Genomic DNA, 15,069 nt, shown 5'->3' with positions numbered 1-15,069 from the left:
TCACTGTGAGACGCGCTCATCGCGACCACTTCTGACGCAACGCGGCGGCTTCGTCGGTGGCGTGCGTCAGCACCTGGTTGCGGTTCTCCAGTTCGATTGCCGGCGCCAGGCCCGCGGCGTCGGTGTTCACGTGCAGTGTCCGTTTGGTGAGCTGGGTCGCCAGAGCCGGCAGATCGGCGATATGCCCGGCCAGCTCCACCGCGCGGTCCACTAGCGCCTGCGGCTCCAGCAGTTGACTCACCAATCCGCGGCGATCCGCCTCGGCCGCGGACACCGTCCGGCCGGTCAGCATCCAGTCCGCGGCGACGCTGGCACCGACCACCCGCGGCAGGTGGTAACTCATGCCCATCTCCGCACCCGACAGGCCCAGCAGAATCGCCGCGTTTCCGAATGACGCTGCCGTCGAACAGATTCGGATGTCCGCGGCCAATGTGATGGCCAATCCGGCACCGACGCAGGGCCCGTTGACGGCCGCGATCACCGGCTGCGGCAGATCACGGATGGCCTGCGGTATCGCGGCCATGGCCTCTTGAAATCTCAGCCGGTCGAGGGCCGGATCGTCGGGTTCGGGAATGCCGGTGCCGAAGTCGCGCACATCGATGCCCGAACAGAAGCCGCGGCCCGCGCCGGTGAGCACGACGGCGTGCACCGAGGTGTCGCCGGCCAGGTCGCCCAGCGATTCGGTGAGCTCGGCCAGCATTGCCGCGTTGATCGCGTTCAGCCGTGCGGGACGGTTGAATCGCAGGATGGTGACGCCGGACCGCGGTGTCTCCCGGACCAGCGTCTCCGTCACACTCGGAGATGATAACGTAATTCTCGAATTCGCATAACGTGCCTACCGGTACGTTCAGCCTGCGGAGGTGACGTGTCAACAGCCCCGGGACGCCCGCTGCCCCAGATCACTGATGAGAACGAATTCTTCTGGACCGCCGGCGCCGACGACACGTTGCGGATCCAGGAGTGCCGTGCCTGCGCGGCGCTGATCCATCCGCCCGCACCGGTCTGCCGCTACTGCCGCTCCCGTGACATGGGCGTACGCAAAGTCTCGGGCAGGGCGACCCTGGCCGGTTTCACCATCAACCACCGCTTCAGCCTGCCGGGGATGCCGGCGCCGTACGTGGTGGCCCAGGTCACGATCGACGAGGACCCGCGGGTCCGGTTGACCACCAACATCGTCGAATCCGATCCCGAGCAACTCGAACTGGGTCAGGTAGTCGAGGTCGTGTTCGAGCAGATCGAAGACGTGTGGCTGCCGCTGTTCCGTCCGGTCCCCGATGCCGCACCGGGCGCGCTGCCGGACGACGAGATCGCACCGGAGCGTTTTGGCGAGTATGTCCGTCCGATGCTGACGACGGAGAAGTTCGAGGACAAGGTCGCGCTCACCGGGATCGGGATGTCGCCGATCGGACGGCGCTTGATGGTGCCTGCACTGTCGCTGACCGTGCAGGCGTGCGAGGCGGCCATCGCCGACGCCGGACTCAGCTTCGACGACATCGACGGCCTGTCGACCTATCCCGGCGGCGGCAACCTGGGCGGGTTCGGCGAAGGCGGAGTGACCAATCTGGAAGCGGCCCTGGGCATTCGGCCGACCTGGCACAACGGCGGTATCGAGACATTCGGACCCGGCGGATCGGTGATCGCGGCCATGCTGGCGGTCGCCGGCGGCTTGGCCCGGCACGTGCTGTGCTTCCGGACGCTGTGGGAAGCCACCTTCAACGAACAGATGAAGCAGGGCAAGATCGTCCCGTCCGGCGGCCGCACCGCCAGTTGGCAGTGGCCGTTCGGCGCCACCTCGGCCGCTCACACGCTGGCGCTCAACGCCCAGCGGCACTTCCACCGGTACGGCACCACGAAGGAAACCCTGGGCTGGATCGCGCTGAATCAGCGCGCCAACGCCGAACTCAATCCGACCGCGGTCTACCGGTCGCCGATGACGATGGACGACTACCTGAACGCGCGGCCCATCACCACGCCGTTCGGCCTCTACGACTGCGACGTGCCGTGCGACGGCGCCATCGCCGTCATCGTGTCTGCCGTCGACGCCGCCCGCGATCTGGCCAAACCGCCCGTGCTGGTGGAGGCCGTCGGCACCCAGATCATCGAGCGCATCGACTGGGACCAGAGCACCCTGACCCACGAACCGCAGGTGCTGGGCCAGTCGGCGCACCTGTGGACGCGTACCTCGTTACGGCCGGCCGACGTCGACGTCGCCGAACTCTACGACGGCTTCACGATGAACTGCCTGTCCTGGATCGAGGCGCTGGGGTTCTGCGGGATCGGTGAGGCCCGCGAATTCCTGGACGGCGGCAAGAACATCGCCCGTGACGGCCAGATCCCGCTGAACACGCACGGCGGCCAGTTGTCCCACGGCCGCACGCACGGCATGGGGCTGCTGCACGAGGCGGTCAGCCAATTGCGCGGTGAGGCCGGGGAGCGCCAGGTTGCCGACGCCCGCGTCGGCGTGGTCAGCAGCGGCGGGTTGACCCCCAGCGGTGTGATCCTGTTGCGGAGCGACGGATGAGTCCCCGCCCCCGGGTGGTGATCGTCGACGGCGTACCCATGTCGGCGGTCGTCGCCGAAGCGGACAGTCCCAAGGCCGTGATCCTGGCCATCCACGGCGGCGGCACCAGCGCGGTCTACTTCGACTGTCCCGGGCATCCGGACTTGTCGTTACTGCGACTAGGAGAAGCGCAGGGATTCACCGTCATTGCGCTCGACCGGCCGGGGCATGGCAGCTCGGCGGCATATCCGGACGCCGTGCGGACCCCCGAGCAACGGGTCGACCTCGCCTACGGTGCCGTCGACCGCATCCTGGGTCAGCGACCCCGCGGGGCGGGGTTGTTCGTGCTGGGTCACTCGGGCGGCTGCGAACTCGCGACCCGCATGGCGGCGCACGACCGTGGCGCCGGACTGCTCGGCCTCGAACTCGGCGGCACCGGCCGGCGCTACCACGCCGCCGCCAAGGAGATCATGAAAGCCGCGGAGGTCAAGGAACGTCCGCCAGGCACCCGTGAACTGTTGTGGGAACCGACGCGGCTGTATCCGGCAGACATTCTGCGCGGCATCACGAATTCTTCGGTCGCTCCGCCCTACGAGCGGGACGTGGCGCTGAACTGGCCGCACCGCTACTTCCCGGCGCTGGCGCCCGCGGTGCGGGTGCCGGTCAGGTTCAGCCTGGGTGAGTACGACAACGTGTACCGCTCCGATCCGGAAGCGCTGGCCGAGATCGCTGAGATGTTCAGCGCCGCGGCATCTTTCGAGGCCGAACTGCACGCTGAAGCAGGGCATAATCTGAGCCTGGGACTGACCGCCGCCCAGTACCACCGCAAGGTGTTCGCATTCGTCGACCATTGCATTGCGGGCAGCGCCGACCGGGCGGTGGGCTGATGCGTGTCGGGTTCATCGGGTTGGGCAGCCAGGGCGCTCCGATGGCGCGCCGGATCGTCGACAGCGGCTTCCCGACGACGCTGTGGGCCCGCCGGGCAGCGACCCTCGAGTCCTTCGCGGACACCCCGGCGCGGGTGGCCGGGTCGCCGGCCGAACTCGCCGCCGCCAGTGACCTGGTCTGCCTGTGCGTGGTCGGCGACTCCGACGTCGAGGAACTGACCTTCGGCGAGCTCGGCGTGCTGGCCGGGTTGCAGTCGGGCGGGGTGATCGCAGTGCACAGCACCGTGCACCCCAACACCTGCCGCGCCATCGCGGAAAAAGCTGCCGCACAGGGTGTCTCGATTATCGATGCGCCGGTCAGCGGTGGCGGACCAGCGGCCGGCGAGGGCCGGTTGCTGGTCATGGTCGGCGGTGAAACCGAGGTCGTCGAGCGCTGCCGTGCGGTCTTCGAAAGCTACTCCGACGCCGTCATCCACCTCGGCGAGCTGGGGTCGGGGCAGACCACCAAGCTGCTCAACAACTTGCTGTTCACCGCCAACGTCGGGACCGCGGCCACCGCTCTCACCCTGGCCGAAGCGCTCGGCGTCTCCCCGGCACGGCTGGCAGACGTCGTCGCGCGCAGCAGCGGGAACAGCTTCGCGCTCAGCTCGATTGCCAAGGCGGGCGGCGTGGCGCGACTGGCCGGTCTCGCCGGCCCGCTACTGCAGAAGGATGTGCGACTGCTGGTGGACCTCGCCGAGCGCGCCTCGGCGCCCGGTGGCGCCGCACTGGCGGCGGCCGACGCCGCACTGAGCCTGATGGATGCCCCGAGATGAAACCAGATTTCCCTTCCCGACCAGCCCGGAAGCCGCTACCGTTGACGTTACAGTCGGGCGTTCAGCTGTAATGGTTTCAGTCCGCAGCTCAGCAGCAAGGAGCCTCCATTGACGACATCGACGGTCGTTTTCGATCCGTTCTCGCAGGACTTCTTCAACGGCGCCTGGGACACCTACAAACGGATGCAACAGGAAGCGCCGGTCTACTACAGCGAGGAATACGACTTCTACGCGCTGACCCGGCATGCGGATGTGGCGGCCGGGCTGAAGAACTTCGAGACTTACTCCTCGGCCTTCGGCATCGACCTGTCGATGGTGCGTACCGGCAAGCCGCCGGAGCAGAAGTCGATCATTTTCATGGACCCGCCGGACCACCGGCACATGCGCAGCCTGCTCAACAAGGTGTTCACGCCGCGCGCCATCCAATCGCAGCGTGAGATGGTCGGCGCGAAGATCGACAAGTACCTGTCCAAGGTAGATCCGGACAACTTCGACGTGGTGCAGGAATTGTCCGGCCCGTTCCCGGTCGAGGTGATCACCACGATGCTCGGGGTGCCCGAAGAGCACGCTCAACGGATCCGTTTTCTGATCGACGAGTCCCTGCACCGCGAGCCCGGACAGGTCGAGGCCGGCGAGAAAGGCATCCAAGCCAACATCGAAACCGGGACCCTGTACTACGGACTCCTGCAGGAACGCCGGGTGAAGCCGCAGGACGACCTGTTCACCAAGCTCATCGAGGCCGAGATCGAACGCGAAGACGGTCAGAAGACCAAACTGGACGACATCGAAATCGCGGGATTCGCAACATTATTGGGTGGTGCCGGTGCTGAGACCGTCACCAAGCTGATCGGCAACGCGCCGGTGGTGTTCGCGCGGTTCCCGGGCGAGTGGCAGAAGCTGCTCGACGACCGCAGCAAGATCCCGGCGGCGGTCGAGGAACTGTTGCGCTACGAGGCGCCGTCGCAGTATCAGGTCCGTTGCTCGGTCAAAGATGTTGAGCTGCACGGGGTCACGATCCCGGCGATGAAACCGGTGTTCCTGATCAACGGTGCGGCCAATCGCGACCCCGACGTCTGGACCGACCCGGACACCTTCAACATCGACCGGGACCGACACGAGGCACTGAACCTGTCCTTCGGCTACGGCATCCACAGTTGTCTGGGCGCCGCCCTGGCCCGGATGGAAAGCGCGATCGCGCTGGACAAGCTGCTGGATTTCATGCCCCGCTACGAGGTGGACTGGGACAACTGCAACCGGGTCCAGATGCAGAATGTCGCAGGTTGGAAGAACGTTCCGGTGCGGGTGTTGCGATGAGAATCGAAGTGGACTGGGATCTGTGCGAAAGCAACGGCGTGTGTATGGGCATCATCCCCGAGGTATTCGAACTCGGCGATGACGACATGCTGACGGTGCACCGGACCGAGGTCACGCCAGATATCGAAGAGCAGGTCCGCGACGCCGTCCGGCAGTGCCCGAGACAGGCGATCTCGCTCGAGGAGTGAACTCCCAAGCTGGAACGCAATCGCGGGCCGGGCGTTAGAAGCCGGCGAGGATGACCGCGTTGCAGTCGGCCGCAGCCTGGCGCAGCTTGGCAGCGTTCTGGTATGCCTCGGATTCGTACCAGGCGCGGGCGGCGTCCACCGATTCGAATTCCAGCACCACGGTCTGGTCCCCGTGCCAGTCACCCTCGAGGACGGTGGGCGAGGTGTCCACCGCAAGAACCCGCACACCACCCATGGCCGCACCGGCGGCCTTGCCGTAGGCCTTCATGCCTTCGGGATCCTTGATGGCCTCGGTGAGGATCACATACCCTTTGCGGCCGTTGGACATTCGCGAATCTCCTTAGCGCTCTTTGATCGCCTGTTCGGGACAACATTCGATGGCTTCCCTGGTGGCGGCCTCGAATTCCGTTGGTACGTCGGAATCTATTGCCACCGCGTAACCGTCTTCGGTGATGCTGAAAACCTCCGAGCACAGCGTCAGACACATGCCGTGACCACGGCACCACTCGTCGTCGACCCAGACTTTCATGCCGGCGTGAACTCCAGATGCAGCTCGGTCAACCCGCGCAGAATGAAAGTCGGAACATATTGGTAGCGACGGTCCTCGGCCGGGCCGTGCACCCGCTCGCTGACTCTGACCTCCGACGTCCGATCGAGGAGTCGTTCGATCGCCACCCGGGTTTCGGCTCGCGCCAGCGGTGCGCCGGGACAGCTGTGGATGCCCCGCCCGAACGCGATGTGCTGACGGGCGTTCTTGCGGCTCGGATCAAAGGTGGCAGGCTCGTCGAACCGGCGCGGATCACGGTTCGCGGCGGCCTGCACCACCATCACGGTGGTACCGGCGGGCAGGTCGACTCCACCCACACTGGCGGGCACCCGATTCAGCCGGAAGTCGCCTTTGACCGGACTCTCGTGCCGCAACGATTCCTCGATGAAGTTGGGAATCAGACTCCGGTCCTTGCGCAGTTGTGTCTGGATGTCGGGGCGCTCGGCGAGCGTCTGCAGGGACGCGCCGAGCAGCCGTACGGTGGTCTCCTGTCCGGCCGAGAAGACGTTGCTGGCGACGCGCGCCACGTCTTCGACCTCGGGAGTCGTCCCGTCGGGATAGGTGGCGGTGGCCAGACCGGTCAATACGTCGTCGCGGGGATTCTGCCGGCGGTCTCGGACGTAGTCGGAGAACAGACCGTACAGGAATTCCAGCGGGCTGTGGGCCAACGCTTCTTTGCCCGTTCCGCCGATGCCGCCGCCGGAGTTCTGCCGGATGCCTTTGATGAACTTGTCGCGGTCCTCCATCGGCACACCCAGCAGGTCGGCGATCACCAGCAGGGTGAACGGCCCCGCGAAACCCTTGATCCAGTCCCCTTCGCCGGGCGCCAGGAAGTCGTCGAGAACCTGGTCGGCGAGCGACCACATCGCGTCCTCGTTCTCCTTGAGGCGCTTCGGGGTGATCAGCCGCATCAGCAGCGAGCGGTGGTTGGTGTGCGTGGGGGGATCCAGCGTCGGCAGCTGATCGCTGAACGGCAGCTTGTCGCGGTGCTGCACGATCAGATCGGTGATGTCGTCGCCTTCGATGGGGACCGGGAAGCCGGGAAAGGGACCCGTCACCGAGTTGCACGAGGACCAGGTGTCGGCGTCGTTCAATACCGCGCAGGCCTCCTCCCAACCGGTCACCATCATGACGCCGTGGTGGTCTTCGCGGGCCACCGGACATTGCCGGCGAAGCGCTTCGTAATACGGGTAGGGGTCCGCAACGAGTTGTTTGTCGCGGAAGAAATCCAACTCGGTGACGTCCTGCGCCATTTCTTGCTCCATCTGATCTCGGTAAACGAGAACGTGCCTCTCACATCTGAGTATTACATTTCCACAGGGCCGCTACGTCGTCAATGCGCGCGCCCACCGGCGGAACTAGCCGGCGGGCACCAGGTCGGCCGCTACCGACGGGGCAGACAGCACGCCGCTGCGGAAGCGCTCGGCGACACCGAAGGTGGCCCCCGCCAGACCCGCCGCCGCCAGTGCCCGCGCCTTGAAGGTCTGGGCCGCCATACTCAGCCGGTGCTCGACCAGCCCGACACTGTCGTCCAGCTCCACCGGCCAGGTCTTGCCCCACAGCGTGACCTCGGTGACGCCGTGGTCGAGGGCGTGCAACACGCCGGTCCGCACTCGCGGGTCGGAACCCAACAGGTCCGCCGCGGCGGCCAGGGCCTGCGGGCGGGGTCGCGTCCCGACGGAAGTCAGAGCGGATTCCAGGTCCAGCGTCTTGGCGCCGAGTATGTGCAGCGGCCGGTCGTCGGGATGATCGGTGAGCAGCACGGTGACGTCCCAGCCCGCCATCGACCGATCGAAGAGCCACCCGCCGGCGAACGTCACCACGTCGGCAACGCTGGAGGCGACGACGTCGAGGCGGTACCTCATGTCGGGTTCGGCGTCGTCCTGCACGGGGAAAAGTCGCGCGCCAGCGCCTCTGCGTACTCCTTGAAAACCTCGGTCAGCGGTATCGAAGGGTCCAGCAACCATGTCATTTCCATTCCGTGGGTGAAGGCGAGGATTTCCACCGCCTTGACGTCAGGGTCTATGTCGGCGCGATAGCGACCAGCCGCCTGACCTCGCCGGATGGCGGCGGCGACGATTTCGGTGGCGTCCCGTTGCCGGGTGACCAGACGGTCGTGCAACGGCGCGTCGGGGTCGATGTTCTCCACCAGGAGCACGGTGAAAGTGCCCAACAGTTCGGGCGCCCGGTTGAACCGGTCGGCGACCTGAGCGATCTCGCCGAGCAGATCGCCGCCGCGGTCGGAATGGGTGTCGTCGTCGAGGTCACGTGCGTCCAGCACCGCATGCAGCAACTGCTCTTTGGATTCGAAGTGGTGCAGTAGTCCGGCGGAAGACACCCCGGCTTCACGGGCAATCTGGGCCAGCGTCGTGGCGCGCCAGCCGTTACGCGACAACAGCCGCTGTGCCACCGCAAGGATCCGCTGTTTGCGGTCCTCGCCTTTGGCGAGCAGCGTTTCATACGGGCGTGCCTCAGGCACTGGTCTCCTCAACCGGGCTGCGGACAGAAACCTACCGAACACACAGTAGGTTGGTTTGGCTGCGCTGACAAGAGGCGCGGCCCAGCCGGATTCAGTTGACCAGTTCGACGAGCGTCGCGTTGGCCGTGCCGCCGCCTTCGCACATGGTCTGCAACCCGAAGCGGATCCCGTTGTCACGCATGTGATGAACCATGCGCGTCATCAGCACCGCGCCCGACGCGCCGAGCGGGTGCCCCAGCGCGATCGCACCACCCAACGGATTCAGCAGCGCCGGGTCGGCACCGGTCTCGGCCAGCCAGGCCAGCGGCACCGGCGCGAAGGCCTCGTTGACCTCGAAGACGCCCACCTCATCGAGTCGAACGCCGGACTTGGCCAGCACCTTCTCCGTCGCCGGAATCGGTCCGGTCAGCATCAGCACCGGGTCGGCTCCCGTGACGGCACCGGCGCGGTAGCGCACGATCGGCGTCAGACCCAGTTCCAGCGCCAGTTCGGCGGTGGTGATCAGCAGCGCGGCCGCGCCGTCGGATATCTGCGAGGAGTTCCCGGCATGGATCACCCCGTCCTCGGTGAAGGCCGGCTTCAACCCGGCCAGTTTCTCCACCGTGGTGCCCCGCCGGATGCCCTCGTCCTCGTGCACGACGGAATCCTCGGTGAACACCGGCACGATCTGTTCGGTGAACGCATTGCCGTCCTGCGCGGCGGCGGCACGCTCGTGGGACAGGGCTGAATACTCGTCCAGCCGGGCGCGGGAAAATCCCCACTTCTCGGCGATCAGCTCTGCCGACAACCCTTGGTTGAAAGAGAAATCGTCGTAGCGCGCAAGAACTTTGGGGCCGTACGGCATACCGGTGGCGCGGGCCGAGCCGAGCGGAACGCGACTCATGACCTCGACACCGCCGGCGACCACGACGTCCTGTTGCCCGGACATCACCGCCTGCACCGCGAAGTCGAGAGCCTGCTGGCTGGACCCGCAGGCCCGGTTGACCGTGGTGCCGGGGATGGTTTCCGGCCAACCCGCGGCCAGCACCGCGTAGCGGCCGATGTTGCTGGACTGATCGCCGACCTGCGAGACGCAACCCCAGATCACGTCGTCGACGATCTCGGGACTAACGCCGGAGCGTTCGAGCAGTTCGTCGAGCACGACGGCGGACAGATCGGCGGCGTGTATCCCGGACAATCCGCCGTTGCGTCTTCCGACCGCGGTGCGCACTGCCTCGACGATGACTGTGTCGCGCATTCCTGGCTCCCGTCTTCCGATGAGGGCCGAGCCTAGTAGCTGCGCGGCAGCTTCAGCACGTGGGAACCGAGGAAGTTCAGGATCATCTCCTGGCTGACCGGCGCGATCTTCATCAGTCGCGCCTCGCGGAAGTACCGGGTGACGTGGTACTCCTCGGCGTAACCCATGCCACCGTGGGTCTGCAGCGCCCGGTCGGCGGCGGTGAAGCCGGCGTCGGCGCACAGGTATTTGGCCGTATTGGCTTCTCGCCCACAGGGTTTGCCGTTGTCATAGAGCCAGGTGGCCTTGCGCAGCATCAGCTCGGCGGCGTCCAGCCGGGCCAGCGAGTCGGCCAACGGGAACTGCAGGCCCTGGTTCATGCCGATGGGCCGGCCGAACACCTCACGCTCGTTGCCGTACTTGACCGCCTTCTCCAGAGCGACGCGGCCGATCCCGAGCGCCTCGGCGGCGATCAGCATCCGCTCCGGGTTGAGTCCGTCCAGGATGTACTGAAAACCGTTGCCTTCCTCGCCGATTCGGTCCTCGACGGGAATTTCCAGATTGTCGATGAACAGCTCGTTGGAGCTGACGGCGTTGCGGCCCATCTTCTTGATCGGCCGGACGTCGACGCGGCTGCGATCCAGGTCGGTCAGGAACAACGTCATGCCGTCGGTCTTCTTAATGACCTCGTCATAGCTCTGGGTGCGGGTCAGCAGCAGAATCTTGTCGGATTCCATCGCTTTGGAGATCCACACCTTGCGACCGTTGACCACGTACCGATCGCCGTCGCGTTTGGCGAACGTGGTGATGCGTGACGTGTCAAGGCCGGCGCCTGGTTCGGTCACCCCGAAGCAGACGTGCACCTCACCGGTGGCCACCGCCGGCAACATGCGTTGCTTCTGCTCTTCGGAGCCGTGCACCACGACGGGTTGCATGCCGAAGATCGACAGGTGGATCGCGCTGGCGGCGTTCATCGCACCGCCGGACTTGGCGACTTCTTCGAGCAGGATGGTGGCTTCGGTGATGCCCAGGCCGTGGCCGCCGTATTCGGTCGGGATCGTCATCCCGAGCCAGCCGCCGTCGGCGATGGCGCGGTAGAACTCGTGCGGAAACTCGTGTGCCTGGTCTTTTTCCATCCAGTACTGGTCGTCGAACTTGCGTGCCAGTTCCGCGACCGACCGCCGGATCAGCTCCTGGTCCTCGGTGAGCTCGAAATTCATGCCATCCATGGGCACCTCCTTTCAGCGCGAGCAGACGCAGAATCGCACGATCGCTGCTCACGCAGTGCGATTCTGCGTCTGCTCGCGGGAAAACCGGGGCTCAGTCCTTGTTACCGGTAAGGGCTTTGGCGTTCGCCGCGAAATCCGCAAACGAGGAGCCGCCCCGGCTGTCCTTGTCGTGGCCGGCCGCTTTGATCGACACGTCGTGGCCTTCAGCGGCTTTGCGCAGGGCACCGACTGTCGCCTGCTCGCGCGAAATGTGCGTGAACGGGTCGAACGAGTACCAGCGCATGGCGTTCTCATGGGTCATCTTGTTGATCTCGTCGTCCGGAACATCGTTGAGAGACAACACATCCCACAACTCTTCCGGCGCGCCGGGCCACATCGAGTCGCTGTGCGGGTAGTCGGCTTCCCAACAGATGTTGTCGATGCCGATCATGTTGCGCAGCGCCACCCCGACCTTGTCGCTGATGAAGCAGGTCAGGAAGTGGTCACGGAACACATCACTGGGCAGCTTGCCCTTGAAGTCCTGGTGCGTCCAGGTGGAGTGCATCTCGTAGGTGCGGTCGGCACGCTCCAGGAAGTACGGAATCCAACCCGTCCCGCCCTCGGACAGCGCGATCTTGAGGTCGGGGTACTCCTTGATCGGGCGCGACCACAACAGGTCAGCGGCGGCTTGCACGATGTTCATCGGCTGCAGCGTGATCATCACGTCCATCGGGGCATCCGGCGCGGTGATGGCCAGCCGGCCCGACGACCCGATGTGCACGTTCATCACGGTGTCGGTGTCACACAGGGCTTCCCACAGCGGGTTCCAGTATTCGTTGTGGAAGCTGGGATAGCCCATCGCGGCCGGATTCTCGGTGAAGGTCAGCGCGTGCACGCCTTTCTTGGCGACGCGGCGCACCTCAGCGGCACACGCCTCGGCATCCCAGATCACCGGGATCGCCATCGGAATGAACCGCGCGGGGTAGGCACCACACCACTCGTCGATGTGCCAATCGTTGTAGGCCTGTACCAGCGCGATGGAGAAGTCGTGGTCGTCGGTGGCGAACAGCCGCCCGGCGAAACCGGGGAAGGATGGGAAGCAGATGGAGGCCAGGATGCCGCCCGCGTTCATGTCCTTGATGCGCTCGTCGACGTTGTAACAACCCGGCCGGATCTCGTCGAGTCCGGTCGGCTCGATGCCGTACTCCTCCTTGGGCCGTCCGGCCACGGCGTTGAGGGCCACGTTCGGGATCACCGTGTCACGGAACTTCCACATGTCCGAACCGTCGGCGTTGTGCACCAGGCGCGGCGCGTCGTCGATGTATTTCTTCGAGAGGTGGTTCTTGAACATGTCAGGCGGCTCGACGGTGTGGTCGTCCACACTGATCAGGATCATGTCCTCTTTGTTCATGGCTCTTTCAACCCTTCTCATCGTTCGCTCGGATCTCACACGAACGCGCGGCCCCCAGGCTGGCATCAACGAGCCACACATGCGCCAAGCTCTCTATAGCTTGAAAACTAGCTTCTCGCGAAGCGAGAATCAACATCCAGCATAGGCGCATCGGCGCTCTGCAGTCCCGTCCCAGTGGTGGCGGCTAGGTAAATCAGCAGCATGGCTACCCCGACAGCCGGAACCGGCCCGGCCCGGCCGGCGCGAAGCAGCACGATTGCGTCCGCGCCAGGATTGACCAACCGAGCGATTCGTGCAAATCTATTGGTTGCAAATGAGAATATGATTCTCGCTCAGAGAGAAGACGACCGAGAGGATCGCTGCGGGATGCGTCTGCCGCCGTTGCCAGCCGACCAGTGGGACGACGCTGTCGAAGGGGCACTGGCCGTCATGCTGCCCCCGGAGCGCCGCAATCCGCGGGATGCCTCCAATGTGCTGTCGACGCTGGTGAACCATCCGGTCCTGACCAAAGCGTTCCTCAAGTTCAACGTCCACCTGTTGTTCTCCTCCACCCTGCCGCCGCGCATCCGCGAACTGGCGATCCTGCGCGTCGCACATCGCCGTAACTGCGCCTACGAGTGGACCCACCACGTCAACCTGGCCAAACGAGAAGGCGTCACTGACGCCGAGGTCGAGGCGGCGCGGGCACCCGAGGTGGCCGGCAGTGACTTCGATGATTTCGAACGCGCGGTGCTCGTCGGGGTCGACGAGCTCGACGAACAGTCCCAGTTGTCCGACCACACCTGGGCCGCGCTCGGCGAGCAGATGGACGACCGCCAGCGGATGGACTACGTCTTCACGGTCGGCTCTTACATCATGCTGGCCATGGCCCTCAACACTTTTGGCGTTCAGCTCGAACAAGATCACTAGGAAGGTAAAAGTGGCCCACTTCCCCAAGCCAGCCGCCGGCAGCTGGACAGAGAACTACCCCGAACTGGGAACCGACCCGGTCGACTACACCGACTCGATCGACCCGGCGTTCTTCGAGGCCGAGCGCGAAGCGGTCTTCAAGAAGCAGTGGCTCAATGTCGGACGGGTCAATCGGCTGCCGCGCACCGGCAGCTACTTCACCCGGGAGCTACCGTCGGCCGGCCCCGGCACGTCGGTGATCATCGTCAAGACCAAGGACGGCTCGGTCAAGGCGTACCACAACGTCTGCCGGCACCGCGGAAACAAGTTGGTGTGGAACGACTTTCCCAACGAAGAAACTTCCGGCACCTGCCGGCAGTTCACCTGCAAGTACCACGCCTGGCGCTACAGCCTGGACGGGGACCTGACCTTCGTTCAGCAACCCGAAGAGTTCTTCAACCTCGACAAGGGCCAGTACGGCCTGGCGCCGGTGCGGTGCGAGGTCTGGGAAGGCTTCATCTTCATCAACTTCGACGACAATGCGGCGCCGCTGATCGACTATCTCGGACCGCTGGCCAAGAGCATCGAAGGCTATCCCTTCGGCGAGATGACCGAAACCTATTCCTATCGAGCAGAAGTCGGCAGCAACTGGAAGCTGTTCATCGACGCGTTCGTCGAGTTCTACCACGCGCCGATCCTGCACCAGGGGCAGTACACCAAAGAGGAAGCCGCCAAGATTCAGAAGTTCGGCTACGAGGCGCTGCACTACGAGTTGGCCGGCCCGCACAACCTGCAGTCGACCTGGGGCGGACAGGCCCCACCCCCGGACATGTCCATGGTCAAGCCGATGGACCAGGTGCTGCGTAGCGGATTGTTCGGTCCATGGGACAAGCCGGAGATCATCAAGGATCTCGAGCTGCCGCCGGGAGTCAACGTGAAGCGGGTGCCGCAGTGGGGCATCGACTCGTGGCTGTTCTACCCGAACTTCATGCTGCTGATCTGGGAGCCGGGTTGGTATCTGACCTACCACTACTGGCCAACTGCGGTGGACAAGCACATCTTCGAGGCATCACTGTATTTCGTCCCGCCGCGCAACGCGCGGGAACGCCTGGCCCAGGAGCTGGCCGCGGTGACGTTCAAGGAGTACGCATTACAGGACGCCAACACACTGGAGGCGACCCAGACCATGATCGGCACCAGGGCGGTCACCGAGTTTCTGCTGTGCGACCAGGAAGTCTTGATCCGTCATCTGCACAAGACGACCGGTAATCTCGTGAAGGAGTACCAGAACAATGTCGCTACCGTCTGAATTCGCGGCTCTGGAGCCATATCTGGACTGGGATCTAGCCACCGAGCCCGAGCGCTACGCCAAGCGGCTGGCGTCGACGATGGCCGAGATGCAGCAGTTCTACGACGTCGCCTTCCCGCTCCTGGAAGACGTCATCGCCTACTGCGACAAGTACCCGCTCGACGATCTGCCGGACGACGCGAAGACACTGATGCACATCATGCAGTCGCTGGTCATGGTGTCCTTCCCGATCGAGGCGTGGAAGCAACCGCGGGTCCCCGACAGCGGCGCAGCATGGGTGGAAGTGCTTCGGGAACCGGTGATCTGA

The 15,069-nt window shown here is 65.0% G+C and carries 17 protein-coding genes; 8 read left to right on the top strand and 9 right to left on the bottom strand.

The features are described from left to right. Window positions 1–16: 16 nt before the first annotated feature. A complete protein-coding gene (locus tag ACZYZ9_RS16005; protein ID WP_463827250.1) occupies window positions 17–793 on the bottom strand; it encodes an enoyl-CoA hydratase/isomerase family protein in 777 nt (258 codons plus the stop codon). Window positions 794–865: 72 nt separating this feature from the next. Here ACZYZ9_RS16005 and ACZYZ9_RS16000 point away from each other — a divergent pair, with 72 nt between their 5' ends. From ACZYZ9_RS16000 to ACZYZ9_RS15980, 5 genes are all read left to right on the top strand, one after another. Then, the gene (locus ACZYZ9_RS16000; RefSeq protein ID WP_463827249.1) at window positions 866–2,521 is read left to right on the top strand and encodes a thiolase C-terminal domain-containing protein; all 1,656 of its coding nucleotides are present in this window, start codon (window positions 866–868) and stop codon (window positions 2,519–2,521) included. Further along, window positions 2,518–3,387, top strand: coding sequence for an alpha/beta hydrolase (locus tag ACZYZ9_RS15995; RefSeq protein ID WP_463827248.1), 870 nt, complete (start codon window positions 2,518–2,520; stop codon window positions 3,385–3,387). The genes ACZYZ9_RS16000 and ACZYZ9_RS15995 overlap by 4 nt, the downstream gene beginning before the upstream one ends. Then, complete coding sequence (locus ACZYZ9_RS15990) at window positions 3,387–4,202, top strand: NAD(P)-dependent oxidoreductase (RefSeq protein WP_463827247.1); 816 nt, start codon at window positions 3,387–3,389, stop codon at window positions 4,200–4,202. Before ACZYZ9_RS15995 ends, ACZYZ9_RS15990 begins: the two co-directional genes overlap by 1 nt. Window positions 4,203–4,310: 108 nt before the next feature. Beyond that, a complete protein-coding gene (locus ACZYZ9_RS15985; RefSeq protein WP_463827246.1) occupies window positions 4,311–5,516 on the top strand; it encodes a cytochrome P450 in 1,206 nt (401 codons plus the stop codon). Continuing rightward, window positions 5,513–5,704, top strand: a complete 192-nt coding sequence (locus ACZYZ9_RS15980; RefSeq protein WP_463827245.1) for a ferredoxin — start codon at window positions 5,513–5,515, stop codon at window positions 5,702–5,704. The genes ACZYZ9_RS15985 and ACZYZ9_RS15980 overlap by 4 nt, the downstream gene beginning before the upstream one ends. A 34-nt stretch (window positions 5,705–5,738) precedes the next feature. Here the strand turns inward: ACZYZ9_RS15980 and ACZYZ9_RS15975 are convergent, their stop codons facing one another. The 8 genes from ACZYZ9_RS15975 to ACZYZ9_RS15940 all read right to left on the bottom strand — a co-directional run bounded on the left by ACZYZ9_RS15975 (window position 5,739) and on the right by ACZYZ9_RS15940 (window position 12,565). Continuing rightward, window positions 5,739–6,032, bottom strand: coding sequence for a DUF1330 domain-containing protein (locus ACZYZ9_RS15975; protein ID WP_463827244.1), 294 nt, complete (start codon window positions 6,030–6,032; stop codon window positions 5,739–5,741). 12 nt (window positions 6,033–6,044) lie between these two features. Further along, window positions 6,045–6,233 (bottom strand): ferredoxin, encoded by a 189-nt coding sequence (locus ACZYZ9_RS15970; RefSeq protein ID WP_463827243.1) that lies wholly within the window; start codon window positions 6,231–6,233, stop codon window positions 6,045–6,047. After that, window positions 6,230–7,504 (bottom strand): cytochrome P450, encoded by a 1,275-nt coding sequence (locus ACZYZ9_RS15965; RefSeq protein WP_463827497.1) that lies wholly within the window; start codon window positions 7,502–7,504, stop codon window positions 6,230–6,232. Before ACZYZ9_RS15965 ends, ACZYZ9_RS15970 begins: the two co-directional genes overlap by 4 nt. Before the next feature lie 105 nt (window positions 7,505–7,609). Then, a complete protein-coding gene (locus ACZYZ9_RS15960) occupies window positions 7,610–8,116 on the bottom strand; it encodes a hypothetical protein (protein ID WP_463827496.1) in 507 nt (168 codons plus the stop codon). After that, window positions 8,113–8,730, bottom strand: a complete 618-nt coding sequence (locus tag ACZYZ9_RS15955) for a TetR/AcrR family transcriptional regulator (protein ID WP_463827242.1) — start codon at window positions 8,728–8,730, stop codon at window positions 8,113–8,115. The genes ACZYZ9_RS15960 and ACZYZ9_RS15955 overlap by 4 nt, the downstream gene beginning before the upstream one ends. A gap of 91 nt (window positions 8,731–8,821) precedes the next feature. Further along, a complete protein-coding gene (locus ACZYZ9_RS15950; protein ID WP_463827241.1) occupies window positions 8,822–9,967 on the bottom strand; it encodes a thiolase family protein in 1,146 nt (381 codons plus the stop codon). A gap of 32 nt (window positions 9,968–9,999) precedes the next feature. Continuing rightward, complete coding sequence (locus ACZYZ9_RS15945) at window positions 10,000–11,166, bottom strand: acyl-CoA dehydrogenase family protein (protein ID WP_463827495.1); 1,167 nt, start codon at window positions 11,164–11,166, stop codon at window positions 10,000–10,002. 100 nt (window positions 11,167–11,266) lie between these two features. After that, window positions 11,267–12,565, bottom strand: a complete 1,299-nt coding sequence (locus ACZYZ9_RS15940; protein WP_463827240.1) for an amidohydrolase family protein — start codon at window positions 12,563–12,565, stop codon at window positions 11,267–11,269. A gap of 366 nt (window positions 12,566–12,931) precedes the next feature. Between ACZYZ9_RS15940 and ACZYZ9_RS15935 the strand changes: the two genes are divergently transcribed. From ACZYZ9_RS15935 to ACZYZ9_RS15925, 3 genes are read left to right on the top strand one after another with little or no spacing between them, the layout of a single operon-like run. Continuing rightward, a complete protein-coding gene (locus ACZYZ9_RS15935) occupies window positions 12,932–13,474 on the top strand; it encodes a carboxymuconolactone decarboxylase family protein (protein WP_463827239.1) in 543 nt (180 codons plus the stop codon). A gap of 10 nt (window positions 13,475–13,484) precedes the next feature. After that, window positions 13,485–14,762 (top strand): aromatic ring-hydroxylating oxygenase subunit alpha, encoded by a 1,278-nt coding sequence (locus tag ACZYZ9_RS15930; protein ID WP_463827238.1) that lies wholly within the window; start codon window positions 13,485–13,487, stop codon window positions 14,760–14,762. Then, window positions 14,746–15,069 carry a hypothetical protein gene (locus tag ACZYZ9_RS15925; RefSeq protein ID WP_463827237.1) on the top strand — a complete coding sequence of 108 codons (324 nt, stop codon included), beginning with the start codon at window positions 14,746–14,748 and terminating at the stop codon, window positions 15,067–15,069. Before ACZYZ9_RS15930 ends, ACZYZ9_RS15925 begins: the two co-directional genes overlap by 17 nt.

Source organism: Mycobacterium sp. IDUB_28, from assembly GCF_055419285.1.
Note: the sequence above shows the minus strand (reverse complement) of the source record. Positions and strands in the feature narration are given on the sequence as shown.